General features: G+C 56.1%; 26 protein-coding genes and 2 tRNA genes. 14 read left to right on the top strand and 14 right to left on the bottom strand.

Annotated features, from left to right (window positions below; all coding sequences use genetic code 11):
* The 5 genes from Q0N43_RS08725 to Q0N43_RS08705 all read right to left on the bottom strand — a co-directional run.
* On the bottom strand, positions 1-254 hold a 254-nt coding region (locus tag Q0N43_RS08725), incomplete at its 3' end, for a hypothetical protein (RefSeq protein WP_295445448.1).
* On the bottom strand, positions 251-676 hold the full coding sequence (locus Q0N43_RS08720) for a hypothetical protein (RefSeq protein ID WP_295445445.1): 426 nt from the start codon (positions 674-676) through the stop codon (positions 251-253). The genes Q0N43_RS08720 and Q0N43_RS08725, both read right to left, overlap by 4 nt.
* 138 nt (positions 677-814) lie before the next feature.
* A tRNA-Thr gene (locus Q0N43_RS08715) sits at positions 815-890 on the bottom strand.
* 64 nt (positions 891-954) lie between these two features.
* Positions 955-2226: a hypothetical protein gene (locus tag Q0N43_RS08710; RefSeq protein WP_295445443.1), complete on the bottom strand. Its 1272-nt coding sequence runs from the start codon at positions 2224-2226 to the stop codon at positions 955-957.
* A gap of 245 nt (positions 2227-2471) precedes the next feature.
* Positions 2472-3329: an MJ0042-type zinc finger domain-containing protein gene (locus Q0N43_RS08705; protein WP_295445440.1), complete on the bottom strand. Its 858-nt coding sequence runs from the start codon at positions 3327-3329 to the stop codon at positions 2472-2474.
* A 270-nt stretch (positions 3330-3599) separates the two neighbouring features.
* Between Q0N43_RS08705 and Q0N43_RS08700 the strand changes: the two genes are divergently transcribed.
* Genes Q0N43_RS08700 through Q0N43_RS08690 form a run of 3 tightly spaced genes read left to right on the top strand, consistent with a single transcriptional unit; the run spans position 3600 to position 5020 of the window.
* Complete coding sequence (locus tag Q0N43_RS08700; protein WP_295445437.1) at positions 3600-3800, top strand: hypothetical protein; 201 nt, start codon at positions 3600-3602, stop codon at positions 3798-3800.
* A complete protein-coding gene (locus tag Q0N43_RS08695) occupies positions 3797-4327 on the top strand; it encodes a YdcF family protein (RefSeq protein ID WP_295445434.1) in 531 nt (176 codons plus the stop codon). Before Q0N43_RS08700 ends, Q0N43_RS08695 begins: the two co-directional genes overlap by 4 nt.
* 3 nt (positions 4328-4330) lie before the next feature.
* Positions 4331-5020 (top strand): lysophospholipid acyltransferase family protein, encoded by a 690-nt coding sequence (locus tag Q0N43_RS08690; protein ID WP_295445431.1) that lies wholly within the window; start codon positions 4331-4333, stop codon positions 5018-5020.
* An 11-nt stretch (positions 5021-5031) separates the two neighbouring features.
* Here the strand turns inward: Q0N43_RS08690 and Q0N43_RS08685 are convergent, their stop codons facing one another.
* Together Q0N43_RS08685 and hisC are read right to left on the bottom strand one after the other, a co-directional pair.
* A complete protein-coding gene (locus Q0N43_RS08685; protein WP_295445428.1) occupies positions 5032-5937 on the bottom strand; it encodes a prephenate/arogenate dehydrogenase family protein in 906 nt (301 codons plus the stop codon).
* Positions 5937-7034: a histidinol-phosphate transaminase gene (hisC, locus tag Q0N43_RS08680; RefSeq protein WP_295445425.1), complete on the bottom strand. Its 1098-nt coding sequence runs from the start codon at positions 7032-7034 to the stop codon at positions 5937-5939. Before hisC ends, Q0N43_RS08685 begins: the two co-directional genes overlap by 1 nt.
* Positions 7035-7158: 124 nt before the next feature.
* Here hisC and Q0N43_RS08675 point away from each other — a divergent pair, with 124 nt between their 5' ends.
* From Q0N43_RS08675 to Q0N43_RS08665, 3 genes are all read left to right on the top strand, one after another.
* Positions 7159-8280: a homoserine O-acetyltransferase gene (locus Q0N43_RS08675; RefSeq protein WP_295445422.1), complete on the top strand. Its 1122-nt coding sequence runs from the start codon at positions 7159-7161 to the stop codon at positions 8278-8280.
* Complete coding sequence (metW, locus tag Q0N43_RS08670) at positions 8277-8870, top strand: methionine biosynthesis protein MetW (RefSeq protein ID WP_295445419.1); 594 nt, start codon at positions 8277-8279, stop codon at positions 8868-8870. The genes Q0N43_RS08675 and metW overlap by 4 nt, the downstream gene beginning before the upstream one ends.
* A 63-nt stretch (positions 8871-8933) precedes the next feature.
* Positions 8934-9020 (top strand) — tRNA-Leu (locus Q0N43_RS08665).
* An 84-nt stretch (positions 9021-9104) separates the two neighbouring features.
* Here Q0N43_RS08665 and Q0N43_RS08660 read toward each other — a convergent pair.
* Entirely contained in the window at positions 9105-9716 is a 612-nt protein-coding gene (locus tag Q0N43_RS08660) for a TlpA family protein disulfide reductase (RefSeq protein WP_295445416.1), read from the bottom strand.
* Between Q0N43_RS08660 and argH the strand changes: the two genes are divergently transcribed.
* The 8 genes from argH to Q0N43_RS08620 are packed head-to-tail and all read left to right on the top strand — an operon-like array spanning position 9715 to position 16775.
* Positions 9715-11085 (top strand): argininosuccinate lyase, encoded by a 1371-nt coding sequence (gene argH / locus Q0N43_RS08655; protein WP_295445455.1) that lies wholly within the window; start codon positions 9715-9717, stop codon positions 11083-11085. The genes Q0N43_RS08660 and argH overlap by 2 nt on opposite strands.
* Positions 11082-11387: a hypothetical protein gene (locus Q0N43_RS08650; RefSeq protein WP_295445414.1), complete on the top strand. Its 306-nt coding sequence runs from the start codon at positions 11082-11084 to the stop codon at positions 11385-11387. Before argH ends, Q0N43_RS08650 begins: the two co-directional genes overlap by 4 nt.
* 9 nt (positions 11388-11396) lie before the next feature.
* Entirely contained in the window at positions 11397-12659 is a 1263-nt protein-coding gene (gene lysA, locus Q0N43_RS08645; protein ID WP_295445412.1) for a diaminopimelate decarboxylase, read from the top strand.
* Between the two features lie 9 nt (positions 12660-12668).
* Positions 12669-13448, top strand: a complete 780-nt coding sequence (locus Q0N43_RS08640; protein WP_295445409.1) for an NAD(P)-dependent oxidoreductase — start codon at positions 12669-12671, stop codon at positions 13446-13448.
* A gap of 14 nt (positions 13449-13462) precedes the next feature.
* Positions 13463-14293 (top strand): pyrroline-5-carboxylate reductase, encoded by an 831-nt coding sequence (gene proC / locus Q0N43_RS08635; protein WP_295445406.1) that lies wholly within the window; start codon positions 13463-13465, stop codon positions 14291-14293.
* The gene (locus Q0N43_RS08630; RefSeq protein WP_295445403.1) at positions 14290-15894 is read left to right on the top strand and encodes an amidase; all 1605 of its coding nucleotides are present in this window, start codon (positions 14290-14292) and stop codon (positions 15892-15894) included. The genes proC and Q0N43_RS08630 overlap by 4 nt, the downstream gene beginning before the upstream one ends.
* Positions 15895-16368 carry a PaaI family thioesterase gene (locus tag Q0N43_RS08625; RefSeq protein ID WP_295445400.1) on the top strand — a complete coding sequence of 158 codons (474 nt, stop codon included), beginning with the start codon at positions 15895-15897 and terminating at the stop codon, positions 16366-16368.
* The gene (locus Q0N43_RS08620) at positions 16365-16775 is read left to right on the top strand and encodes a PaaI family thioesterase (RefSeq protein WP_295445398.1); all 411 of its coding nucleotides are present in this window, start codon (positions 16365-16367) and stop codon (positions 16773-16775) included. The genes Q0N43_RS08625 and Q0N43_RS08620 overlap by 4 nt, the downstream gene beginning before the upstream one ends.
* Before the next feature lie 19 nt (positions 16776-16794).
* On the opposite strand, the gene Q0N43_RS08615 is transcribed toward Q0N43_RS08620, so the two are convergent.
* The 6 genes from Q0N43_RS08615 to Q0N43_RS08590 all read right to left on the bottom strand — a co-directional run bounded on the left by Q0N43_RS08615 (position 16795) and on the right by Q0N43_RS08590 (position 23854).
* Positions 16795-17307: a YbjN domain-containing protein gene (locus Q0N43_RS08615; protein WP_295445395.1), complete on the bottom strand. Its 513-nt coding sequence runs from the start codon at positions 17305-17307 to the stop codon at positions 16795-16797.
* Between the two features lie 107 nt (positions 17308-17414).
* Positions 17415-17723, bottom strand: a complete 309-nt coding sequence (locus tag Q0N43_RS08610; RefSeq protein WP_295445393.1) for an accessory factor UbiK family protein — start codon at positions 17721-17723, stop codon at positions 17415-17417.
* Positions 17724-17760: 37 nt separating this feature from the next.
* A complete protein-coding gene (locus tag Q0N43_RS08605; protein ID WP_295445391.1) occupies positions 17761-18312 on the bottom strand; it encodes a TspO/MBR family protein in 552 nt (183 codons plus the stop codon).
* Between the two features lie 145 nt (positions 18313-18457).
* The gene (locus tag Q0N43_RS08600) at positions 18458-18760 is read right to left on the bottom strand and encodes a hypothetical protein (RefSeq protein ID WP_295445388.1); all 303 of its coding nucleotides are present in this window, start codon (positions 18758-18760) and stop codon (positions 18458-18460) included.
* Between the two features lie 11 nt (positions 18761-18771).
* Complete coding sequence (locus Q0N43_RS08595; RefSeq protein WP_295445385.1) at positions 18772-21651, bottom strand: pitrilysin family protein; 2880 nt, start codon at positions 21649-21651, stop codon at positions 18772-18774.
* 94 nt (positions 21652-21745) lie between these two features.
* Entirely contained in the window at positions 21746-23854 is a 2109-nt protein-coding gene (locus Q0N43_RS08590; protein ID WP_295445382.1) for an acylase, read from the bottom strand.
* Positions 23855-23912 lie beyond the last annotated feature (58 nt).

Here is a 23912-nt window from a genome sequence, read left to right as displayed (position 1 = left end):
TCAGCTTCTGCTGACAACGGACGAGAGGGTTTCGCCCACTCATCAAACTCATCCTCGTCATCCCAACGATTGACTGCATAGTAGTGAATTATCTCACCCTTCTCTGGAGTGAGTGCGCTTGTCTCAAGCTGAATGATAAGCTCACGCTTTAAGCCACGAGTGCCAGCGAGATACAGTTCCAGACCACCTTGCACATACAGTTCAAACAGACTGTCGTGCAGCCGCTTCTGGCTTTGGATTAGCTTGTCGTTCATCGTGCAATTGCCTGCGCAGCTTTACGAAATGCAACCTCGTCGTTCTGAGCCCCATAGACATATCCGCGTAACGCTCTTTGCTGATCAGTATGCGATGGCTCAGCTTGACGAATTCCCTGCTGAATTGAAGAAAGCGCCTTAGAACGGTCCTTAGAGTCATTCTTACTATTTTGAGTGTCAGTATTGCTTGGTTTAGGCTTTTGCTGCTGAGGCTGCTTCTGCGGGGCTGGCTTAGGTGGTTTAGACTTTCGTGAACTGCACTGTTTAGCAAGTGCATCGTTTCTGCTCACCAGAACTGTCACCAACTGCGATGCCACACCCATCATTAGATCAATGTCAGCCTTGATCTCTTTGCTCTCACTCTCAGCTGCCAGTTTCGGCAGTAGCAAGATTGCTCTCTTAATCTGTTCTCGTGCGTCCATGCGTTACACTCCTTGATAAGTGTATTTATCACTATGACAAAGCATGGTTCGCGATTGAAAGCGGCGCAGCTATACAACACGAGCGCCGCCGATCAGATTTTCTCTGTTTGGTTAATATATTGAAATTAAGAGAAATAATGGTGCCGCTTATAGGATTCGAACCTACGACCCCTTCATTACGAATGAAGTGCTCTACCAACTGAGCTAAAGCGGCAATGGCGTGTCTATTAGCGGGAATACGTACAATTTCCCAGCCTTTTTTTGACCCGCTTTCATCTTCAATCGTTGATGGTGCCGCTCTGTAGTTGGGCAATATTCATCTCGGCAGTGAGATGCTTTGCGTAGAACCGATCAATCATCTCGACAGATGTTCGTGCGCTGCGGGCGATAGTAAGCAGATCGATGCCTTCGCCATTGATCATACGGAACATGATACATGTGTGCCTTAAGCTGTAGAGCGTCCTCGCATCGCCATTTGAGCCAGTTTTCAACCCAGCAACCTTCAGCACTTGATCAAATTGCCGTGTGATATCCCGCAATGCATAATCACGGTTCAACTGCTGTGGACAAAACAGATAGTCATCTGGCTTCCCAAACCCTTCAGCCTTTTGACGCTCCAATAATTTATCATATACCTCAACCGCTCGTTTGAGCGTCACGACTGGGCTTCCATGACCTTTTGTCGGTGGATGCGTCAGCCGCAGATAAGTGTCCTTGCCGCGAATAATCGCAACATGCTTGTGCTGAAGCACTTTGATGTCAGTTGGACGAATGAACGAGTTCGTCATGAAGATGATGAGATCATACACATCTTGCGTAATCTCGACATTGCGAAGGAACTTTCCAGCCTTTGTATTCACCCGTATTTTTGTGCCAATGCGTGAACGACAGACGGAATGCAGCGCACCGTATTCGGCGCTATTAAACCAAGGACGGGCTGTGTCAGTCGTTTTGAGACGCGGGAACGCTGGAAGCCCCGTAATCACGCCAACTCGCTGAGCGTACTTTAATATCGTCTTTATGTGGGAGAGATGTATCTTCAGCGTGTTGATCGTCAGCGGACGATCTGGCGTACTGAGCTTGTTGATGTAATCGCTGATGACGCTGTAATCTATGTCCGCAATCTCATACTTTCCGAAGTGCGGTAGCAAGTCAGCTTCGAGACGCCCTGCGTCATAATTGACTTTCTGCTTTGATAATTCACCACGCTTGAACCGTGCATCATTCTCTTTGGCAAGACCGCGAGCGCAAACTTCAAAGCCACTCGTTTTTGTGAACGGCAGATTGTTCATCTTGCGATGCTTGAGATCAACAAAGACCTTCTTGGCAGCTTTGATTGCTTCCTTTTTGTCAGCAACCTTCAAACTACGACGAACGATTTTTCCGTCCTCATAATACCGCGCATACCAGAATGGAGACGCTGCCATTTTGTAAATTGTGAGCGTTCCAAAACCCGTCACCTTCTGTAGCGAACTTGGGATTGGCTGTGTGCGGTCACGCACTGTCGGGTCAGCACGACTTTGACTATTTTTTACAACGCCTTTGCTCATGAAATTGTTGTATAGAAAAAACTATACAACAGCAAGCGTGCTTAAGTCACTGTAAGTATTGCATTCTCTAGAAAAATCAGGTGTTCGCCAACACATTACGAATGCGATGCTCTACCAACTGAGCTAAGGCGGCAACTGGTGCTTGGGCCATGCCTTCGCATAGCCAAGAGTGCTGGTGAGTTCAAGTGGCCTTTATGATAGAATAGCCCGGCGTGCGTGGCCTGCGCCTACCAATGAAGCGGAGACTAGTCGCCCGAAAGCACCCAGCCGACGCTGATCTGCTTGGCCGCCAATGGAACGTCAAGCCGTGCCTCGCTAAAATCGACCTTTGCGCCGGGTGCAAGCGTTCTTGCCTTTGCTTTCATTTTCCAACTGTAAACTGGTCTGCCGCTCGCGTCCTTGAGCGTTACCAGCATGTCGGGGACATTTTGTTTCACGCCGGTCGGGTTCACAATGCTGCCGCTGGCGATAAAATAGGGCGTGCCGTCTTCGCGTTCGTTCAGTTCCAGATTTTCGTTGAGCACGATTGTCAGATCGGGTTCTTCCGCCGCGCTGGAAAGGCCAATATTTGGCATACCGAAATAAGAGATAGCCGTGCCGATGACGGTAACCGTCAGTGCAAAGATGATGGCAACCAAAGTCCAGATTTTCGCCGGACTGCGGCGTTGGTTGAACGGTGGCTCATGCGCAAAGCGGCTTTGCGTTGGTTCTTTGTCCGCCCTTAAGCCAGCGCTTAACGACGGATCGTCATAGACCGGAGCCGGGTCAGGCGCAGCGGCGTGCTCAGGGGCGAATCGTGGGAAGGGCGGCTGCGCGTCATCCGCATCCGTTTCTGCGCCCATGATTCGCGGAACGGGGTCAGGGGAAACCGAGGGGATGGCCACAGGCGTTGGCGGGGCGACCTCTGGCGGAGCTATAACGGGCGCAGGGTCGCTCTGTTTGGCGGGCGCTAGTATTGAAGGGGTTGGCGCTGTCTGGGGAGCCGCCCCCTCTTGAAACCATCCATGCTTGCAATTGGCGCAACGCACTTGGCGGCCATCAACACCAACGGCATTGTCAGGAACAGCATAGCGGGTGCGGCAGGAGGGACATACAAGCAGCATGGAAAATCCTAAACAGCAGCATCTGGGGACTTGCAACCCTAACGTTATAAAATGCTGTGGACGACGCCTTTTCAGGTCTAGGGTCAGGACCACTTAAATCCACCTTCGCGGCGTCAAAATGGCAAAGATATCGAAGCCATTTTGACGTCCTTTGGATTTGACCCATTTTGTCCATTGCCGCGTTGGCAAGCTTGGACTTAGAACCACTAAGCCCTGCGCTTACCGCCTTGCACTGAACAGTATGGCATCAAACCGCGAAGGTGGCTTTAAGTGGTCCTGACCCTAGGAATCGCCATAATAAGCGTTACGTGCGATAACGGATGTGCCGCCGCTGTGCCCGCTTTGCTCTCGCGCGATGCCTTATCCGTTTCGGGCGGGGTCATCTGCGCGCGCATTCCGCTTGCCGTGACGACGCTTGCTATGCTTATGACGCGCTTCATCGTGATTTTTGCGTTAAAGAAGATGTTATGATCAGTCGCTCTATCGCTTTTATATTGTTGATTTGGATGCTGGGCTTTGCCTGGTTTGCGTTGCTTTTGCCGCAGCCAGCGCCCATTTCGCCAACCGATGGCGTTGTCGTGCTAACCGGTGGAGCAAACAGAATTGATCGCGGGCTCGAAATATTAGCATCGGGCAAATCCAAAAAATTGCTGATTTCCGGTGTGGACCGCGATGTGAAGCCGCCCGACCTTCAGGCGGAATATCCAAAATCTGCGCAATATTTCCAATGCTGCATCGCGCTGGGTTTCCAATCGGTAGATACGCGATCCAATGCATTGGAAACGGCAGCATGGGCAAAGCGGAACAATATGCGCACTATTCGACTTGTTACGCATGATTGGCACATGCGGCGCGCGCGCTTTGAACTTGACCGGGCCTTGCCCAGCGGAATCACCGTCACCAATGACGCGGTGTCGACCCAACCGTCGCTTGGCGGCTTGTTCAGGGAATATAACAAATATTGGTTGCGCGCAGTCGCGTCGCTTCTTGGGTTTTAAGCCGTGATCGCAGTCATCCGGTCTGCGGCATATATCTTGATATTTTACACAGGTTCCGTGTTTTTCGTCGTAACCGCATTTCTGGCGCAATGGGTCTCCATTCCGCTGATGCAATGGGCCGTGCGCGGCTGGTCGCGCTGGCAATATGCCTGCTACCGCCGGATATTGGGCATCAACATCAAGATTGAGGGCGAATTGCCGGAAAAACCGGTGCTGTACGCCGTCAAACATGAAAGCATGTTTGAAACCATCGACATGCCCCGCATGTTTCGCAAGCCTGCGGTGGTAACGAAAAAAGAGCTGTTCGATATTCCCTTATGGGGACCAGCCGCGCGGGCCTATGGCATGATCCCTGTTGACCGTGATGGCGGCGCGGCGGCGCTTCGGGCCATGCTGGTTTTGGCCAAAAAGATGATCGCCGACGGACGGCCAATCGTGATCTTCCCCGAAGGTACCCGCGTTGCACCCGGCAGTCAGCCGCCATTGCAGTCGGGCTTTGCGGGCCTGTATAAGCTCATCAACCTCCCCGTCGTTCCGATTGCGGTGGACAGCGGCACGTTAAGTCCGCGCAAAGCCGGCATCTGGAAATCAGGGACGATTACCTACAGGGTGGGGGAAGAGCTTCCCACTGGCCTGCCACGCGCGGAGATTGAGGCGCGGGTCCACGCCGCCATTAATGCGCTGAACGTTTAGGGTCTCACCCCTTAATGCTTGCGCCCAAAATCGGGGGCGTCATCGTCCTGGCCCTGTTCAACAATTGACCGCCGGATATTGCGGGTGCGGGCAAATAATGCCTCCAACTCGTCGCCTTTATCGTAGCGGATCGCGCGTTGCAGCACGCTTAAGTCTTCGGAAAAACGCTGCAGCATTTCAAGCACAGCGTCCTTGTTGGACAAAAACACATCGCGCCACATGACGGGGTCGGATGCGGCGATACGGGTGAAGTCACGGAAACCGCCAGCCGAATATTTGATAACCTCGCTTTGCGTCACGCCTTCCAAATCATCAGCCGTGCCAACGATGGTATAGGCAATCAAGTGCGGCAAATGGCTGGTGACGGCAAGGACCATGTCATGATGGCGCGCATCCATAATCTCGACATCCGCGCCAAGCCGCTGCCAAAAAATGCGCAGGCGCTCAACCGCTGCCTCAGGTGCATTTTCAGGCGGCGTTAATATGCACCAGCGGCCCTTGAACAAGGTCGCAAACCCAGCGTCTGGTCCGCTTTTTTCGGTGCCCGCGACCGGATGGGCAGGAATAATGATCGCGTCAGGCAGCACGGCAGAAAGCGCCTCTGCGACGCTTTGCTTGCATGAACCCACGTCGCTGACAATCGCATCGGCAGGCAGATCGGCCGCAAATTCCGCCGCCACCGCGCCCATCGCGCCAACGGGCACGCATAAGATGACAAGGTCGGCGTCCATCACCGCTGCGCCAACCGTGTCGGTCACATCATCGCAGATACCCAGCGCGACGGTGCGTGTACGCACCATCGGGTCAGCGTCATACCCGGTTATGCGCACGCAAGGCATCTGTGCCCGCACCGCGCGCACAACCGATGAGCCGATGAGGCCAAGGCCAATGATCGTCAGGCGGGCGAAGGGCAACATTAAGCGTTCGCGTCCAAAATCTTACGCAAGGCCGACATAACGCCACGATTTTCGTCGCTTGTACCAATGGTAATCCGCAGGCCATTGCCAAGCCCCTGCCCCGGCAACCAGCGGACGATATAGCCTTCGGCCATGAGCGCGTTAAACGCGGTCTCTGCGCTGCATGTGCCTTGAAACAAGACCATCAGGAAGTTGGCCCAGGATGGAATAACCTTCAATCCATGATTGGACAATGCCGCAAACTCCGCCGCCATCCAGTCGCGCCATTCGGCATTATGCTGACGGCTACGCGTCACAAAATCTACGTCCGCAAGCGCAGCGATAGCTGCCGCCTGTCCGGCGGTCGTCACATTGAACGGCGCGCGCACCCGGTTGAGTGTCGCGATAAGGCCAGCATGGCCATAGCACCAGCCAATGCGTTCTGCCGCCAGACCATATATTTTAGAGAAAGTCCGTGTGATCAGGACATTGTCATGGCGGCGCGCCAGATCCAATGCGGCGGGACCGTCATCATCCAGATATTCGCCATAGGCTTGGTCCAGCACAAGCACACAATTACCGCGCAAGCCCGCATGTAGCCGCGCAATTTCCCCGTCGTCGCAATATGTGCCGGTCGGGTTGTTCGGGTTCGCCACAAAAACCACGCGCGTCTTATCGGTCACCAGCGCCAGCAGGGCATCGACATCGGTGCCATAATCCTTGTCCGGCGCGACAATCACATTGGCCGCCGCTTTGCGCGCCGCAATATCATAGACCGAAAAACCATAACGCACGTAAATGATGTCATCGCCTGCGCCAGCATAGCCCATGGCAATGAGGTTCAGCAGTTCGTCCGAACCCGTGCCGCAGACTATCTGGTCGCTATCAATCTCATATGCCGCGCCCAATGCTGCGCGCAAAGCGGTACAGGCCGGGTCAGGATAGCGGGCCAAAGACGCGCCTTTGTCCACCAGCGCCGCCGCAGCGTCCGGACTGCACCCCAAAGGATTTTCGTTCGCCGATAGTTTAATCAGCACGCGGCCATCATCCGACTTTGCTTTGCCGGGTGTATAAGCGCTGATGGCTTCAATCCATGGTTTGGCTATGGGTGTGTTCATGCTCGCGGCCATAGCGGCGGCGGCGGCGAAGCGCAACGTGTCGCCAGCGCAATAGGTCCTGACCCTAGCACTTCTTTTACGAGTTTGGGTTGTTTCGCACGAAACCGCTGATATGGCGGTCGATATGCATGAAGATACGCGTTTCGGTCTGGATAAGAAAACACAGTTGCTTGGGCCAGTGCTGCTCGACAGCGGCGCACAATTTGCACCTGTTGAATTTGCCTATGAAACTTATGGTGCATTGAATGCCGACAAATCCAACGCCATCCTGATTTGCCACGCGCTAACTGGCGACCAATATGTGGCGTCGACCCACCCCGTTACGGGCAAGGCAGGCTGGTGGGCGCGGATGGTTGGCCCCGGCAAGCCAATAGACCCCGCGCGCCATTGCATCATCAGCATAAACGTCATGGGCAGCTGCATGGGATCATCTGGCCCCGCCAGCATTGATCCCACGACCGGTGCGCCTTATGCCATGGCTTTTCCGGTCATCACCATCGCGGACATGGTCCGGGCGCAAGCGCTTTTGCTGAACCATCTTGGCATAGACATTTTGGAGGCCGTCGTTGGCGGGTCCATGGGCGGGATGCTGGCTTTAAGCTGGGCCGCCTTATACCCCGAACGTGTGCGCTCTGCGGTTATCATTGCATCGACCGCGCGGCATTCGGCGCAAAACATCGCCTTTCACGAGGTCGGGCGTCAGGCGATTATGGCTGACCCGCGCTGGAACAATGGCGCATATTATGGACATGAGGCGCCATCGGCTGGCCTTGCCGTCGCCCGCATGGCGGCGCACATCACCTATTTGTCCGAAGCAGGCCTTACCGAAAAATTTGGTCGCCGTTTACAAAATCGCGATGCCAAAAGCTTTGGCTTTGACGCCGATTTTCAAGTGGAAAGCTATTTGCGCCATCAGGGCCTTAGCTTTGTCGACCGGTTTGATGCCAACAGCTATCTCTACATCACCCGCGCGATGGATTATTTCGACTTGGCCGAGCCGCATGACGGCGCACTTGCCAAGGCCTTTGCCGGCACCAAAACGCGTTTCTGCCTGATCAGTTTTGACAGCGACTGGTTATATCCAACGGCGGAATCGCGGCGCATTGTCCATGCCTTGAACGCCGCGGGCGCGGCGGCGAGTTTTGTTGAACTATCAAGTCCCTTTGGCCACGACGCTTTCTTGTTGGAGGCACCCGAAATGAACCGCATCGTCGATGGCTTTTTGCGCGCAGGCGAAAGCCAGTGACAGCGCTGCGCTCCGACCTTGCGATTATCGCCCGCGAAGTGCGCCCCCATGCGCGTATATTGGATGTTGGCTGCGGCGATGGCCTGTTGATGGCGGCATTGCGCGATACCAAAGATGCCGACGCACGCGGGATGGAGCTTGATGCCCGCGACGTTGCCACGGCGGTCGCGCGCGGGCTATCGGTGGTTCAGGGCGACGCAGATACCGACTTGGCAGATTATCCCGACGGCAGCTTTGACTATGCGATTTTAAGCCAGACGTTGCAGACCACCAAACGGCCTGATCTGGTGTTGGACCATCTTGTGCGGATCGGACGGCAGGCCTTTGTCTCCTTCCCCAATTTTGCGCAATGGCGCATGCGTTTGGCCCATATGTTTGGCGGACGCATGCCCGTGACGGAGCAGCTGCCCCATAGCTGGTATGACACGCCCAACATCCACCATGTGACCATTGACGACTTTCGCAGTTTCCTCAACGAACGGAATATCCTGATAGAAGGCCAATGGTTTTTGTCGGGCGATAAACCGCGCAATGAACGATTTGCTAATCTGTTGGCGGAACATGCGGTGTTCCTGCTGCGGCGCGATTGATAATGCCTGTTGCGCCTGCCTACACGCTTTGCTAGTGGCCGCCTCCTACCTGTCTAGGCGCGTGCGGCCATGGCGGAATTGGTAGACGCGCAACGTTGAGGTCGTTGTGGGCGAAAGCCCGTGGAAGTTCGAGTCTTCTTGGCCGCACCATTTTTTAGTCAATTGATGTTGCGCAAAGCCAGTGCTGCAAGGCGTTGATCGCCAAATTTGCCGGTTGGCGTAATCTAGATCGAATCACTCTGCGGCGCGCAGCAGCTTTGCCATTTCGGTGTCATCCCATTCGACGCCGCCCGCAATCCGCCAAACCTCTTTGCCTGCGCTGTCATATAATATGGTCGTGGGCAGGGCGATGGCGTTGTTGAATGCGGCCAATATTGCGTTATCGGCGTCGGTATAGGGCTCCAGATTCTTGACCTTTGTCTCTTTGAAAAAGGCCAAGACGGGCACGCGGCCTTCAAGGTCTTGGGATACCGCAATGACCGCCATCCGGTCCTTTTCTAGCTTTGCCAGCGCGTCCAAGGTCGGCATTTCGGCCTTACAGGGTGCACACCAGGTCGCCCAAATGTTCAGCAACAATGGCTTGCCTTCAAAATATGCTAAGGTCACTTCCTGTCCGTCGGCGTCGGCAAAGGGCGCGGTTGGTGCCTTTTGGCCCGCAAATGCGAAGCTGAGCGTCGCGCGCGCGCCATTTGCGCTTTCCAATATCATATCGGCCTTGCCCGTGGCACCAGAGTTTGCGGGTAATGCGGGTTGCGCTTGCCCCTTGGCTGGGGTTTCTTTATCGCACCCGGTTAACACCAGAAGGATTAAGGCAATTAAAAAGCGCATGTCGGATTCCAATAGCATGTGGGGCGGCCGGTTTGGCGAAGGCCCCGGCGCAATCATGCGCGAGATAAATGCCTCCATCCCATTCGACAAGCGTCTTTGGCAAGAGGATATCGCGGGCAGCAAAGCGCATGCCGATATGCTGGCCGCAAACGGCATCATTTCGGAGGCGGATAATGCTGCGATCCAAAAGGGGCTCGACGCGGTTCATGCCGAATATCAAGCCAATGGCGTGCCCGTTGATCTGACGCTTGAAGATATACACATGGTCACTGAAACACGCCTGCGGGAACTTATCGGCGAACCCGCCGCGCGCCTGCACACCGCTCGGTCACGCAATGATCAGGTCGCGACCGATTTCCGCTTGTGGGTCCGCAACGCCACACAGGAAATCGAGGCTGGCCTGCGCGCGTTCCAATTGGCGCTGGTCGCCCGCGCCGACGAACATGTAGGCAGCATCATGCCCGGATTCACTCATTTGCAAGTGGCGCAGCCGGTGACGCTTGGGCATCATTTGATGGCCTATTATGAAATGGCGAAGCGCGACCGCAGCCGCTTTACCGATTGCCGCAGCCGCCTGAACCTCTCGCCTTTGGGCGCCGCCGCATTGGCAGGCACCTCCTTCCCGATTGATCGCGCCGCCACCGCCGCTGCGCTTGGCTTTGATGGTCCAATGGGCAACAGTCTGGACGCCGTATCCGACCGTGATTTTGCGTTGGAGTTTCTAACGGCGGCGGCGCAAACCGCCTTGCATCTGTCGCGTCTGGCCGAAGAAATGATTTTATGGGCATCGCAACCCTTTGGCTTCATCACGTTGCCCGATGCGTGGTCAACAGGCAGCTCGATCATGCCGCAAAAGCGCAACCCCGACGCTGCTGAGCTGGTGCGTGGCCATTCCGGGCGGATCATCGGATGCATGAACAGCCTGATGATCACCATGAAGGGCCTGCCCTTGGCCTATTCCAAGGATATGCAGGACGACAAACCCCCGGTGTTTGAGGCGTATGACCTGCTCGCTTTGTCGATTGCCGCGATGACCGGCATGGTTGCCAATGTGACGTTCAACACAGCGCGCATGCGGCAAGTCGCCGACACCGGATTTTCCACCGCAACCGATTTGGCCGACTGGCTGGTGCGTGCATTTGCGATGCCCTTCCGTGAGGCGCACCATGTTACAGGCAGCATAGTCAAGGCGTGTGAGGCGCGCGGCATTGGCCTTTCGGATATTAAAGCAGAGGACTTAGCCGCGATCAACCCCATGCTCGCAGGCTGCACACTGCCTGACCTGTCGATTGATGGCTCCGTCGCCAGTCGTACCAGCGCTGGCGGGACCGCGCCCGTGCGTGTACTAGAAGCAATCGCAGCGGCAAAAAAGGAACTTGAGGCATGAAGTTGCAACGCGTCCTGTTGGTGATCGGCGTCGCATTGACCGCGACCGCATGTGGTAAGGTCGGCGACCTTGAACCGCGTTCGGGCAATGCCCTTCCGCCAAAAGCCTATGGCCAGACGACTGACGATGCGGCACGCGTGTTAACGACACCATCGGCGCAGGCGCGGCCGGGGCGTGCCGATGAATTGCTGAAACGTTCGGAAAGGCGTGCGGACGACCCATTTGATGTCGCACCGGGGGAGGCGCCCGCGCCCTTAAACCCCAAAGACCGGACGCCAGCCGCCAAAACCGATCCCGAATAAGCGCTTATTATGAACCATTTTGATCATATCGATGGCGTCTTGCACGCCGAAAACGTGTCGCTGTCCGATATTGCAGATGCGGTCGGCACGCCCGTTTATGTCTATTCACGGGCAACATTAGAACGGCATGCAGTGGTGTTTCGTGCGGCTTTGGCAGGGCTTGATAACCCACATCTTGCCTTTGCGGTAAAATCGAACCCAAATCTTGCCGTGTTGAAAATTCTGGCGCGTCAGGGCTATGGTGCCGATGTCGTCTCGGGCGGAGAAATGGACCGCGCGCTGGCCGCTGGCATGGCAGCCGAAGATATTGTGTTTTCCGGGGTTGGTAAAACCGCCGAAGAAATGACCCGCGCATTGAAGATCGGCATTGGCCAGTTCAACATTGAATCGGAAGAAGAAGGTCAGGAGCTGGCGGCGCTGGCCGCTGCGCTTGGCCTGACCGCGCAGGCCGTTTTGCGTATCAATCCCGATGTGGACGCGGGCACCCATGGTAAAATTTCAACGGGCAAGGCGGACAATAAATTTGGCGTCGGCATCCACCGCGCGCCGGGCATTTACGCACGGCTAAGCACCCTGCCGAACCTACACATGCGCGGTGTCGCGCTGCACATTGGCAGTCAGTTAACAAGCCTCGAGCCGCTTGAAACAGCCTTTCAAAAGGTTGGCCTATTGCTGCTGGAATTGCGTGCGGCCGGCCATGAGGTCAGCCATGTGGACTTGGGCGGCGGCCTTGGTGTGCGCTACCGTGACGGCGACAATCCGCCCGAGCCCGCCGAATATGGCGCGATGGTCGCGCGCGTGACCAAGGATTGGGGCGTGCGGTTGATGTTCGAACCCGGCCGCGTGATCGCTGGCAATGCGGGCGTCTTGCTGACTCGTGTCATCCGCGTGAAGCCCGGTGCGGGCAATGCGCCGTTCGTTATCGTCGATGCCGCAATGAATGATCTGGCGCGCCCCGCGCTGTATGATGCATGGCATGATTTTGAAGCGGTTGTCCCCAATGGGCAAAGGATGCTGGCCAATATCGTCGGCCCGATATGCGAAACCGGCGACACCTTTGCCATGGGCCGCGAGATTGACCCTGTTATAGCCAATGACCTTGCCATTTTCCGCACCGCTGGCGCTTATGGAGCGACGATGGCGAGCACATATAACAGCCGTGGACTGGTGCCCGAAGTGCTCGTCGACGGCGACAAGTTTGCGATCGTGGCGGAACGGATTTCGCCTGAGACGATATTGGCGGCAGAACATGTGCCCGACTGGCTGAAATAGGAAATCGCGTTGGATCAGCTGCCGATATTTGTGAACCTGAAGGGCAGAAATGTCATATTATTGGGTGAAGGCGAAATGGCGGATGCCAAAAGACGCCTGATAGAACGCGCTGGCGGTAGTTGTGTGGATGCCAGTCATAAGGACGCCCGAATCGCTTTTGTCGCAATCGCGGACGAAGACGAGGCACGCGCCGCCGCCGATGATTTGAAAGCGCGCGGTTTGCTCGTCAATGTCGTGGACAGGCCTGAAATGTGCGATTTTACCACGCCAGCGATTGTGGACCGCACCCCCGTTTTGGTGGCGGTGGGCACGGCCGGGGCGTCGGCGGGCATGGCAAAGGCCATTCGCCAGCGGATTGAAAACTTGCTACCCGAAACCTTGGGTCCGCTTGCTGACGCGATTGCGGGTGCACGCGTTGCCATCCGCGAACGCTGGCCAGAGGGACCAGAGCGCCGACGCGCGCTCGATCAGGGCTTTGCCGCAGCTGGCCTGCTGGACCCGTTTGGACATCACGCGCCCGACACCGTCCAACTTTGGTTGAAAGTCGCCGAAGAACCAAAGGGCGACCGTTTGATTGAAATCGCGTTGCTGTCGGACAGTCCCGATGACCTGACCTTGCTGACCGCGCGGTTATTGGGTGAGGCGGACTATGTTTTTCATGACGCCGATGTGCCAGCGGCTATCCTAAACCGTGCGCGCGCCGATGCGGTTCGCCATACAGGCGCGCCGCCCGTGCCCGCGCCAGAGGGCTTGTCCCTGTTCCTACGGTTGCCGTCCACGCATGGATAGGGCATGAGGTGGGTTTGAACAATATCAAGGTCGCCATGTCCGCTTTTCCATCGAAAATCTGTTTCTACGGCTGCGGCAATATGGGCAGCGCAATGCTGCGCGGATGGTTGGCCGCAGGCGTGTCACCGGACACGTTCCATATTGTTGACCCTGTCGCTGTAAACCTGCCTGCGGGCGTTGCGGTATCGCGCGCGTCGCAAGAGGCCACGCGGCCATATGATGTGCTCGTATTGGGCATCAAACCGCAGCTTTTGGGTTCGCTCGCACCCGACATTGCGTTATTGCTTGCGCCGGGTGCCTTGGTGATTTCGATACTCGCTGGCACCACAACGCACACCCTGTCGGAGGCCTTTCCTTCTGCGCGGATCGTGCGGCTGATGCCCAATTTGGCGGCCGCTATCGGCAAATCGCCCCTTGGCGTGTTTGCGCCAGATGCAACGGAATTGGTCAAGACGGACATCGCAGCTTGGCTGTCACCTTTGGGGGCAGTCATCTGGATCGATGACGAAGCCCATATGGATGCGGTAACGGCGCTGGCGGGGTCAGGCCCGGCCTTTATTTACCGCGTCATTGATGCACTGACCAATGGCGGGGAAGCCGCAGGACTGCCGCAGGCTGTCGCTGCGCAGTTGGCCATAAAGATGACCGAAGGGGCGGCGATTTTGGCAGCGACATCGACCGAAACGCCCGACGCACTCGCCGCGCGCGTCACCAGCCCGGGCGGCACAACGGCCGCTGGTCTTGCTGTGCTGGACGCCGATAAGGCTTTGGACAGATTGATGACCCAGACTCTGCGCGCGGCGCGTGATCGGGGAACGGAACTGGCAAAGGGAGACACCAAATGAAATTGAAATTCATATTGGCCCTATCTTGCGCCTTTGCGCAACCAGCCGTTGCATCGGTCGCAATGCCGCCATCGACCGTGCAAGCGAAGGTTAATCTTGCCAAAGCAGGGTCAATTGAAAATCTGGACCTGTCGCAACTGGCGGATGGCATTGATGATGGCGCGTTCAACAGCGAAGCGATAACCGCCGCTTACCTCGCGCGTATTGCTGCCATTGATGACAGCGGACCAATGCTGAACGCGGTCCTTGCCACATTCCCCGACGCGATCGATCAAGCCCGCGCGATGGACGCAGAATTGCGCGCTGGCATATATCGTGGGCCAATGCATGGCATCCCCATTTTGGTGAAGGACAATGTCGAGGTTGCAGGTCCGCTTCCGACGACTGCCGGATCACTGGCGCTTGCGGGCAATGTCACCAATCGAGATGCGCCGCTGATTGCGCGCTTGCGCGCGGCAGGTGCCGTGATTTTGGGCAAAACAAACTTAAGCGAATGGGCCAATATCCGGTCTGACAATTCCACCAGCGGCTGGAGCGCGGTGGGCGGTCTGACCAAGAACCCGCATGCACTGGACCGCAACACGTGCGGCTCCTCCAGCGGAAGTGGTGCGGCGGCAGCAGCAGCTTTGGCGGCCGGCACGATTGGCACGGAAACCGACGGCTCGATCACTTGCCCGGCAGGCGTCAATGGCGTGGTAGGGTTCAAACCGACCGTCGGCTTGGTCTCGCGCCGTTTTGTCGTCCCGATCAGCCACAGTCAGGATACAGCAGGGCCAATGACGCGTTCGGTGCGTGATGCCGCCATCATGCTGACCGCCATCGCCGGTAGCGACCCACAAGACACAGCGACAGCAGACGCCGACCGCTGGCGGGGCAATTATGCTGCCGGCCTATCGGTGGGCAGCTTAAAAGCTATGCGCATTGGCGTCATCCGCGCACCCGATGCCGATGCAGCCTTATTCGACGCTGCCATTGCCACGTTGAAGGATGGCGGCGCGGAAGTCATTCTTCTCGACGCCAGCAAGATTAACCGGCAAAAAATCGGAGAGGGCGAATATAAGGTATTGCTCGCAGAGCTTAAGGCAGACCTCGCATCTTATTTGCAGGGCTTGCCCGACGGTCTAGTCCCGCACAAAACGCTGGCTGACATCATCGCGTTCAATAAGGCGAACGCAAACACGGAATTGCAATATTTCGGCCAGGACACCTTTGATACGGCGGATAAGGAAAAGGGGTTATATGACCCCGCTTATCTGGAGGCCTTGGCCACGTCACGCGGGCTGGCGACCAACGCGCTGAACCAGATGTTTGCCAGCAATAAGGTCGATGTCATCATCGCGCAAACCAACGGCGCTGCATGGGTGTCAACATTGGGTAAGGGCGATGCCTTTTCCGGGCCAAGCGCCAGCCAGTTGCCCGCCGTTGCTGGCTTCCCGCATTTGACTGTGCCCATGGGACTGTCTGACGGGCTACCAATTGGCCTCAGCTTCATTGGCCCAAAATGGCATGACCATGCGGTTCTTAAGGCAGGCTTTGCGTATGAGCAGCTTTCAAAGGCGCGCGTGGCACCCGAATTTCGAATACATTTAGAGAGCAATTAAATGACGACCGGCGCAACCAACATTGAAACCCTAGCCCCGAAAGGCGGCGGCTTTGACCCCGCATTGGTGAACAAGTTGATGGGTAAGTTCGGCCACGGCGGATTTCTCAACATGGAATATGTTGGCCATGGAGATGATTGGGTTGAACTTGCGATTGATTGGCGCGAGGACCTTGTTGCGGATCCCGACACCGGCATACTGGCTTCTGCCGTGATCATCAGCTTGATGGATAATGCGACCAGCATGTCGATCTGGACAAAGCTAAATGAATTCCGGCCGCAAGCCACAATGGACCTGCGCATCGATTACCTTCGCCCGTCACCGTCGGGGCAGCGCGTTTATGGCCGTGGAATTTGCTATCATTTGACCAACAGCATCGGCTTTGTGCGCGGATATGCCCATAATGGCAACCCTGACCAGCCATTGGCCCATGCCAGCGGCACGTTCATCAGGACCGGCGGGCAAACTGCATGACCGCATTGTATACCGCGCTGCCCCCATATGCACGGGCGCTGGATATGACGTTCGTTGACGAAATCGATGGCGTGCCCGTCATCGGTATGCCCTTTGCCGACCGCGTTCAGGGCCGGCCGGGCTTCCTGCATGGCGGGGCGATTTCGGGCCTGCTCGAGATTGCAGCTATCGCCGCCATTCATCAGGCGCTTAGGGCCAAAGGCAGCGATTCCAATATCAAACAGGTCAATGTCACCGTCGATTTCATGCGCGGCGGCCTAAACCAAATGACCTATGCCGTTGGCGAAGTGACGCGCCTTGGCCGGACGATGGCCAATGTTGAGGCGCGGGCATGGCAGGAAGACCGGGATAATCCCATCGCCATGGGCTATATGCATTATCTGATTAAGGCAAAGCGCGCGGGTTAGGGTCAGGACCTAGGTGCGTTCAAGCCTCACCATGCGTTTCGATCAGGGCGCTGGCGATGGCCTCTTCAGGCGTTTTGTCGCCCCAGATGATGAACTGAAACACCGGATAGAAACGCTCACATTCGTCAATCGCGACGTCAATGATGGTTTGCGCCTGATCAACACCCAACAAGCCGTTTGATGCCATCAGGCTGCCATGGCGGAACAACAGTATGCCATTGGCCGACCACATGTCGAAATGGCCAAGCCATAATTGTTCATTGATAAGGCCAAGCGCGGTGTAGACACTCGCCCGCTTATCCGTGGGCACAGTGATATCGGGCAATATGATCAGTTGAAGCGCATTATCTTCCTCACGCCAGATCGCGCGTAGCTGATAGCTGGCCCAACTGCCCTTATATTCGGCGGTGATTTCGTCTTCACCATCCATCTCAAATGACCAGCCGCGCGCCTCGAACAAAGCCGCGAGCATGTCTACAGGCGCGGATTCATCGCGCTCGAATTGCTCATATTGTTCGTCTGCGTCGTGCATGATGATGGCGCCTGTGGTGTTGGTTTGGGTTTGCCCCGTGACGGACTCGCACGCAAGGGGCTAACGTTACCGCGCAACACAAGGCTGTGGGCCAACTGTGGACAAGTTCAATATGGACCTTTTGTCGGCTTGGTCTTCTGCTTTTTCTTGGCGGCGGCTGCGCCATCTTTTGTCTGCAACGCCGCTTCCAAGGCAGCAACGCGCTTAGCAAGTGCATCGGCTTCGGCGCGGGCATTGGCCGCAAGGGCTTTGACCGCATCAAATTCTTCGCGTGACACAAGGTCAAGGCCGCCAGCCCATTCGCGCGCGCGTTCGCGCACACTTGCCTCGGCCTCACGCCCCATGCCTGCCACGGTGCCGGCAACGCCGTTCAAAACCTTGGCCAAATCGTCAAAAATGCGCTTCTCGCTTTGCATGTCATTCACTCCATTGCGGTCTGGGGTTCGACCGATATCACCCTATCTGGGAAGTTGCAGCCGGAACGTAAACGCTTTCTGCGTCGGGATTAAGCTGATCGATCTGAAAATTCAGAATGGCAGCGAAGCTGATCCACACCAAATATGGCACCATCAGCCACGCCGCAGCTTTGCGAACCCGCGCAAATGCAAAGGTAGTGGCGATCGCAACGCCAAGCATGACGAGGATGATGAAAAATGCGGCTGTCACCTGATGCGCACCAAAAAATATCGGCGACCAAGTGAGGTTGATCACAAATTGGGACAAAAAGAGGATGATTGCCACATTCCGATCCCGCGCGCCGCGCCCGTTCAACACCATCGCAAATGCCAGGCCAAGCATGAGATATAAAGTGGGCCAAACAACGCCGAATACCCAACCCGGCGGTTGAATATCGGGCTTAAGCAATGTTTGATACCATGCATTATCAGCCGTCGATCCCGAAAGTGTGCCTGAGAGAAAACCGAGAAACATGATCGTCGGGATCACAAACAATGCCAAACGCACCAAGGACATAAGCGACTGCGACGGAGGTGCAAGCTGGTTCATCTTAAGACTCCGGACAGGATGATCGCGAGTCGGTTAGAACTGCGGTCAACCAAGACATAAGCATTGACGCCACATAGAACAAGGCCGCCTACCCAGTTGGATAGACGGCCTTGCATCGTGCGTCAGCGCACAAAGCGCACTACGGTTATACCTTGCGTGTGCCGGTCAAGCCCATCGAACCAAAGGCACCAGCCTTCACTTCGCCGGTCATGGCATCGCCCGACACGGTTGCTGTGGCGTCCAAATGCATCGGCATAGGCACAGTGATGTCCATGCCCCAGCTCAACGTATCACCATCAACACTGCCACTGGCGATGTCCATGGCACCAAGGCCACCGGACATCTTGCCTGAAAAGCTGCCGCCGTCGCTGTTGACGGTCAACACTGCTTTTTGGTCACCCATTGGGCTTTTGATTATTACGTCCCAATCACCATCAACTGCTGCCATATCCTCGTTCCTTATTTAGCATTGTTGCTTGCATTGGTGTTAGCAGCTTCGTTCACCATTTCAACTGGCAATCCAAGTGCTTCCAACTGCGGTTTCACCTTCGCGGCGTCGCCCACAATCAGCCAAGTGACCTTGGATGGATCAACCTTAACTCGCATCTCGTCATTCAATGCCTTTGCGGTCAGCGCGTTATATTTATCCGCCAGTGTTTCGGCATAAGTGAACGGCCGTTTGTTCAGGCGATCCGCCTGCATCTGGCCCAATACCGCAGACGATTGTTCATAGCTGCCGGGCAGTTCAAGGACATTGCCCTTGATCGTTTTTTCAAGTTCGTCCGGCGTAACCGGCTTCGCACCGTTAAAGTCTTGCAACTGGTCGATCAACACTTTGACCGATGGTCCGGTCTGGTTGGTCTGCACTGGCGCGAACATGTAAAATGGCACGCGGTCTTCAGCACTACTGACTTGGCTGCGCACGCCATAAGACCAACCCTTGGTTTCACGCAGGTCCATGTTGATACGCGACAGGAAATCACCGCCGAAAATCTCATTCGCGGCGCGCAGGGTCAGCAGATCGTCCGATCCCTTTGCATCCAGAACAAGGCCAGCGAGCACCAGGGATTGCGGTGAATTGGGACGATCAATCAGCAGAATTTTTGATTGAGCCGCTGGCACTGGCACAGCGAAATTCTTCGCTGGCGCAGGCGCAGCGGCGGGCTTCCACTTCCCAAAACGCTGCTCAAGCATTGGCTTGATTTCTTTCAGGCTGGTGTCCCCCACGACAAAGATTTCTGCCTTTGATGGATGCATCCATGACTGATGGAAATTGGAGACATCAGCCCGGCTGATTGTCGCCACGGTCTCTGCATATCCGCTGCCGGTCTGTGGTCCACCATAAGGGTGCGCCGGACCGTATAATAATGGCGGAAGGCGGCGCACGGCGATGCCCTGTGGCTGGTTATCTTCCGACTTGATCCGGGTGAGTTGCTGAACGCGGACGCGCTCCAGTTCATTGTTCGCAAAGGCCGGATTTTTGATAACATCCGCAAGCAGATCGAGCGAAAGGCCAAGATTTGGCTTTACCGCCCGCAGGCTGGCGACCGTCCGGTCGAGTGAAGAGCCAACATTGACGTCAGCGCCCAATTTCTCTTCGGTCTCGGCAATTTGTGTCGAGGTCAGCGACGTTGTGCCTTCCAGCAACATCGTCGACATCATCGACGCTATGCCGCGCTTGTCGGCGGGGTCCGCCGCATAGCCAGCATTGAAGCTGACCGCGACACGGACAGTTGGTACCGCGGCGCGGCGCGCAAAGAATATGTTAATGCCATTGCTTAATGTTGTTTCTTCCACGGTCGGGAAATCGAGCGCAGGCGTGCCTGTCGGTTCAGGGAATTTGCTGCGATCCTGAAAAGCAACAGGCGCAGATACAGAGACATCATCGGCCGATGGCGGCGCATAAAATGCAGGCGCGGTCAGCGTGCCCGTGCGGCTGCCTGATCCTGCGGCGACTTCTTTATAAGCTTCGCGCTCACCCGGTTCGACGCGAATTTCAAGCACCGGGCGCGTCAGCCATTTCTGCATCGCGGCCCTCACCGTGTCTTGTTTTGCCGATGCAAGCCGTTCCAGTTCCTTTTTATAGAAGGACGAATCCCCCACATAAAGCGCGCCTTCGGCCAACGCGACCGCCTTGCCGCCAAAGCCACCAACTTGTTCAAGGCCGTCGATTTGCTGGGCAATGTTGCTTGCGGCAACGCGCTGAACTTCTTCAGCGGTTGGCCCGGTTTTGATATAATCGGCCAAGATTTCATCCAAACGCTTCGCAACCGCATCCGCATCACCGCCGGGCTTTACGTCAGCTTGAATGTTGACCAAGCTGCCATGCATGAACGGTATGAGATAAGCAGAAACGCCCACCGCGCTCTGTTCCTGACGCACCAAAATATTATCCAGACGTGAGCTCGACAGGCCGCCAAGCGCGCTCATCGCGATGAACAACGCATTTGTATCGGGGTCGGCAATGCCCGGCACCACCCAATTGCGATAAATACGCGTGGTCGGCACCTTATCCTTCATGACGATTTTGATATCTTTGTCGAGCGTTGGCACTGGCGCATTCACGGGCGCAACTGCCTTGCCGCGCTTGATACTGCCGAACCATTTTTCCACCAACGGCTTTGCCTGCGCTGCGTTGATATCACCTGCCAGAACCAGAATGGCGTTGTTTGGGCCATAATGGTCGGTAAACCATGTCTTCATATCATCCAGCGAGGCCGCCGACAGGTCTTCAAGGCTGCCGATGGTATCATGATGATACGGATGGCCTTCGGGGAACAGGTTTGCCGACCGCTCATAGTCCACAAGACCATAAGGCTGGTTATCGCCTTGCCGCTTTTCATTCGACACAACGCCGATCTGGTTATCAAGCTTTTTCTTCGTCACGGCATTGAGCAAAAAGCCCATACGGTCGCTTTCGAGGAACAATGTGGACTCCAGCGCCGTGGTTGGCACGGTCTGAAAATAATTGGTGCGGTCCAACCATGTGGTCCCGTTCAAGTCGGTCGCGCCGATTTTCTTAGTATATTCAAAATAATCGCCCGGCGCATTTTCGCTGCCGTTGAACATGATATGTTCGAACAAATGGGCATAGCCCGTTTTGCCCTTTGGCTCGTTCTTGGACCCAACGCCATACCAGATGGACACAGCAACAATGGGAGCCTTGCGGTCTTCATGCACCAAAACGGTTAGGCCGTTGTCCAGTGTGAATTTTGCGTGCGGAATATTTACCGCCTCCACCAATTTTGAAACGGGCGCCGCTGACTGCGCGAAGGCGGGTGCCTGCGCCGCGATCACTGAGCCCGACATCATAAGGGCGAGAGTTAATTTACGGTTCATGTTCTGCTCCTAAAGCTAAGAATCAATGCCGCTCACGATAGCGGCGAGGCAGGCAAACACAATGTAATGCCGAAGAGTTTTCGACAAACGGCGTTCAGGGCCGATAACGGCGTTCTGAATTCTTGACGGCGTCGGCCCATTCGAAATGTACCGGCTTATACCCGCCTGCAACGAACAATTTCATCTGGTCGGTATAATGCGGCGATGCAGGGCGGGTGGTCGCCGAACCATAAGGCTGGATCGATTCCGATTGCACCTTGCCATCCTTGTCCCATCGCATCAGCATGATGTAACTATCGCCATGTCGGACGCGCGCTTTGCCATCGGCTTGCTCTGCATCCCATATCGTGGTCGCGCGCAGGGCATCACTGCCGCCAAGCATCGGCAAATCGACGTCGCCGCGCCGTAAGCGCTGAATATCGGCAAGCGGCGGGTCAATCCGGCCAAAGCGTTTTTTGAACTCTGTGACAGCTTCCTGAAGCGTACTGCGGGCATCGGGCATCGTGTCACCGCGCCAGTTTGGCCGGGCGCCAAAGCGGATGATGCGTTCGGCCAAGGCGTCAGCACTGCCCTTGCCATCGCTTGACCAATCCCAGCGCGCGAGCAGCTTTTGCGCTTCGGCAAGCTCGGGCGCGTCTTTTAGGTCCAACGCGGCAAAGGATGCCATCCACGCCCCGACCCAGCTTTTTTTGCTGTAAATCATGTCCATCTTGATCGCCAGCAGCTCTTGTGGCGTGATCGACGTATCGGCGGCCAGCAACTCGGTTGCGCGCAAGCCCCGGTTGGTCATGCCAAGTTCAATGCCAAGATACGGCGAATATGCCGACGGGTCCATTTCCGAGCCCGGCCCAGCCGCCAGAAAAGGTGTGTTGTTTGCGTTCTGGACAAAGCCAGATGCAGGATTCACAATCTTGGGATAGCGGTCAAAGCCAACTGGCCCATCCCACATTGCCGCTGATGTGTCGCCCGGAAGCAGCTTGGTATAATCATATCCCGGCTTACGGTCGGGGAAGAGGGCATTGTAAATATAGGCAACGCGGCCGGTCTTGTCGGCATAAATGAAATTGGTGGCGGGAATGCCGCCAATCGCCATGGATTGAGCCCATTCGTCCCAATTTGTCGCTTTGGTGTTGCGATAATATTGCTCAACGACTTTGACATTGTCGATGCCTGCGTAGCGGATCGCGAAATAGCCCTTGTCATTTTTGATGACGGGTCCGTGGATGGAGCGATAGACCGTCTGCGGTACTGGCAGATTGAACGGACCTATTTTCACCGGCAACCAAACCCGCTTCGACGCCAGCGGCATCCATTTGCCGTCATAACGATATTGGTCGCCAGCCTTGTTCATCACCAGTTTATAGACATCGATCAGGTCGGGACGGTTGACGGTATTGGTCCAACCCAAATGACGGTTGTGGCCAAGCAGGACAAAGGGCGAACCGGGGAACAAGGCGCCAGCCATATCCAGCCCCTGACCCGAATGGGTGACGGCTTCGTACCACGCAACCTGACCTTCATAAGGCTGGTGCGAATTGGAAATCAGCCATGTTTTGCCATCGGCCATACGCTTGGGCGCAATCGCAAAGGCGTTGGAACCGTTCATTTCCGGATCGCGCCCGATGGGCGTCATCGGTGGCGCACTTTCCTTTGGCTGGGGCTTGCCTTCGCTCAATGCCGCGATTGCACTATCCAGACCATAAAAGAACGGCGCGCGCAGGACGAAGCCTGTGACAATGTCCTGTCCGGTAACGGGAAACAGTTTCGATAGCCGGACTTCGTCCGGATGTTTTGACACATAATGGTTCAAACCAGCGGCATATGCCTCTGCCACCGCGCGGACCTGCGGCGACAATTCCATATAGCGCGACACAGCCGTCTCCCGCGCGCCCAACAGATGCAGCACATAATCGACCTTGGCCCCATCGGAGCCTGCAAGCGCGCCATAGCGCCCACGCGTCATGGCAACGACATCCTGTATCGTCGAAAAATCATCTTCAGCATGAGCAAAGGCGAGGCCATAAGCGGTGTCGGCATCAGTCTTACCATTGATGTGCGGCACGCCATAGCTATCGCGGACAATCTCCACATCGTAAGTGCGGGTTGGCATGTCATATCCGGTGGCCGCCAACGGCTCCCACAGCGCGCCTGCACCCGCAACGACACCCACAAGCGCCAATGACGCCCACAAAAATTTCCGCATGATACTCTCCCCCTGCAATGAGACCTTGTGACATCGGTCCATTTGCTTACATATCCGG

Source organism: Sphingorhabdus sp. EL138 (genome assembly GCF_945882965.1).
Classification (GTDB): domain Bacteria; phylum Pseudomonadota; class Alphaproteobacteria; order Sphingomonadales; family Sphingomonadaceae; genus Sphingorhabdus_B.
The sequence above is the reverse complement of the archived record's forward strand: the minus strand, read 5'-3'. Positions and strand labels throughout refer to the sequence as shown.

What these genes read in the sequence shown, in the direction of transcription:
- Q0N43_RS08590 (WP_295445382.1), bottom strand. Translation starts at nt 23,854, where the DNA reads ATGCGGAAATTTTTGTGGGCGTCATTGGCGCTTGTGGGTGTCGTTGCG.
- Q0N43_RS08675 (WP_295445422.1), top strand. Translation starts at nt 7,159, where the DNA reads ATGCATGAAGATACGCGTTTCGGTCTGGATAAGAAAACACAGTTGCTT.
- hisC (WP_295445425.1), bottom strand. Translation starts at nt 7,034, where the DNA reads ATGAACACACCCATAGCCAAACCATGGATTGAAGCCATCAGCGCTTAT.
- Q0N43_RS08610 (WP_295445393.1), bottom strand. Translation starts at nt 17,723, where the DNA reads ATGCAAAGCGAGAAGCGCATTTTTGACGATTTGGCCAAGGTTTTGAAC.
- Q0N43_RS08595 (WP_295445385.1), bottom strand. Translation starts at nt 21,651, where the DNA reads ATGAACCGTAAATTAACTCTCGCCCTTATGATGTCGGGCTCAGTGATC.
- argH (WP_295445455.1), top strand. Translation starts at nt 9,715, where the DNA reads ATGTGGGGCGGCCGGTTTGGCGAAGGCCCCGGCGCAATCATGCGCGAG.
- Q0N43_RS08720 (WP_295445445.1), bottom strand. Translation starts at nt 676, where the DNA reads ATGGACGCACGAGAACAGATTAAGAGAGCAATCTTGCTACTGCCGAAA.
- Q0N43_RS08710 (WP_295445443.1), bottom strand. Translation starts at nt 2,226, where the DNA reads ATGAGCAAAGGCGTTGTAAAAAATAGTCAAAGTCGTGCTGACCCGACA.
- Q0N43_RS08705 (WP_295445440.1), bottom strand. Translation starts at nt 3,329, where the DNA reads ATGCTGCTTGTATGTCCCTCCTGCCGCACCCGCTATGCTGTTCCTGAC.
- Q0N43_RS08695 (WP_295445434.1), top strand. Translation starts at nt 3,797, where the DNA reads ATGATCAGTCGCTCTATCGCTTTTATATTGTTGATTTGGATGCTGGGC.
- Q0N43_RS08620 (WP_295445398.1), top strand. Translation starts at nt 16,365, where the DNA reads ATGACCGCATTGTATACCGCGCTGCCCCCATATGCACGGGCGCTGGAT.
- Q0N43_RS08605 (WP_295445391.1), bottom strand. Translation starts at nt 18,312, where the DNA reads ATGAACCAGCTTGCACCTCCGTCGCAGTCGCTTATGTCCTTGGTGCGT.
- Q0N43_RS08615 (WP_295445395.1), bottom strand. Translation starts at nt 17,307, where the DNA reads ATGCACGACGCAGACGAACAATATGAGCAATTCGAGCGCGATGAATCC.
- Q0N43_RS08630 (WP_295445403.1), top strand. Translation starts at nt 14,290, where the DNA reads ATGAAATTGAAATTCATATTGGCCCTATCTTGCGCCTTTGCGCAACCA.
- Q0N43_RS08660 (WP_295445416.1), bottom strand. Translation starts at nt 9,716, where the DNA reads ATGCTATTGGAATCCGACATGCGCTTTTTAATTGCCTTAATCCTTCTG.
- Q0N43_RS08685 (WP_295445428.1), bottom strand. Translation starts at nt 5,937, where the DNA reads ATGTTGCCCTTCGCCCGCCTGACGATCATTGGCCTTGGCCTCATCGGC.
- Q0N43_RS08650 (WP_295445414.1), top strand. Translation starts at nt 11,082, where the DNA reads ATGAAGTTGCAACGCGTCCTGTTGGTGATCGGCGTCGCATTGACCGCG.
- lysA (WP_295445412.1), top strand. Translation starts at nt 11,397, where the DNA reads ATGAACCATTTTGATCATATCGATGGCGTCTTGCACGCCGAAAACGTG.
- Q0N43_RS08625 (WP_295445400.1), top strand. Translation starts at nt 15,895, where the DNA reads ATGACGACCGGCGCAACCAACATTGAAACCCTAGCCCCGAAAGGCGGC.
- Q0N43_RS08600 (WP_295445388.1), bottom strand. Translation starts at nt 18,760, where the DNA reads ATGGCAGCAGTTGATGGTGATTGGGACGTAATAATCAAAAGCCCAATG.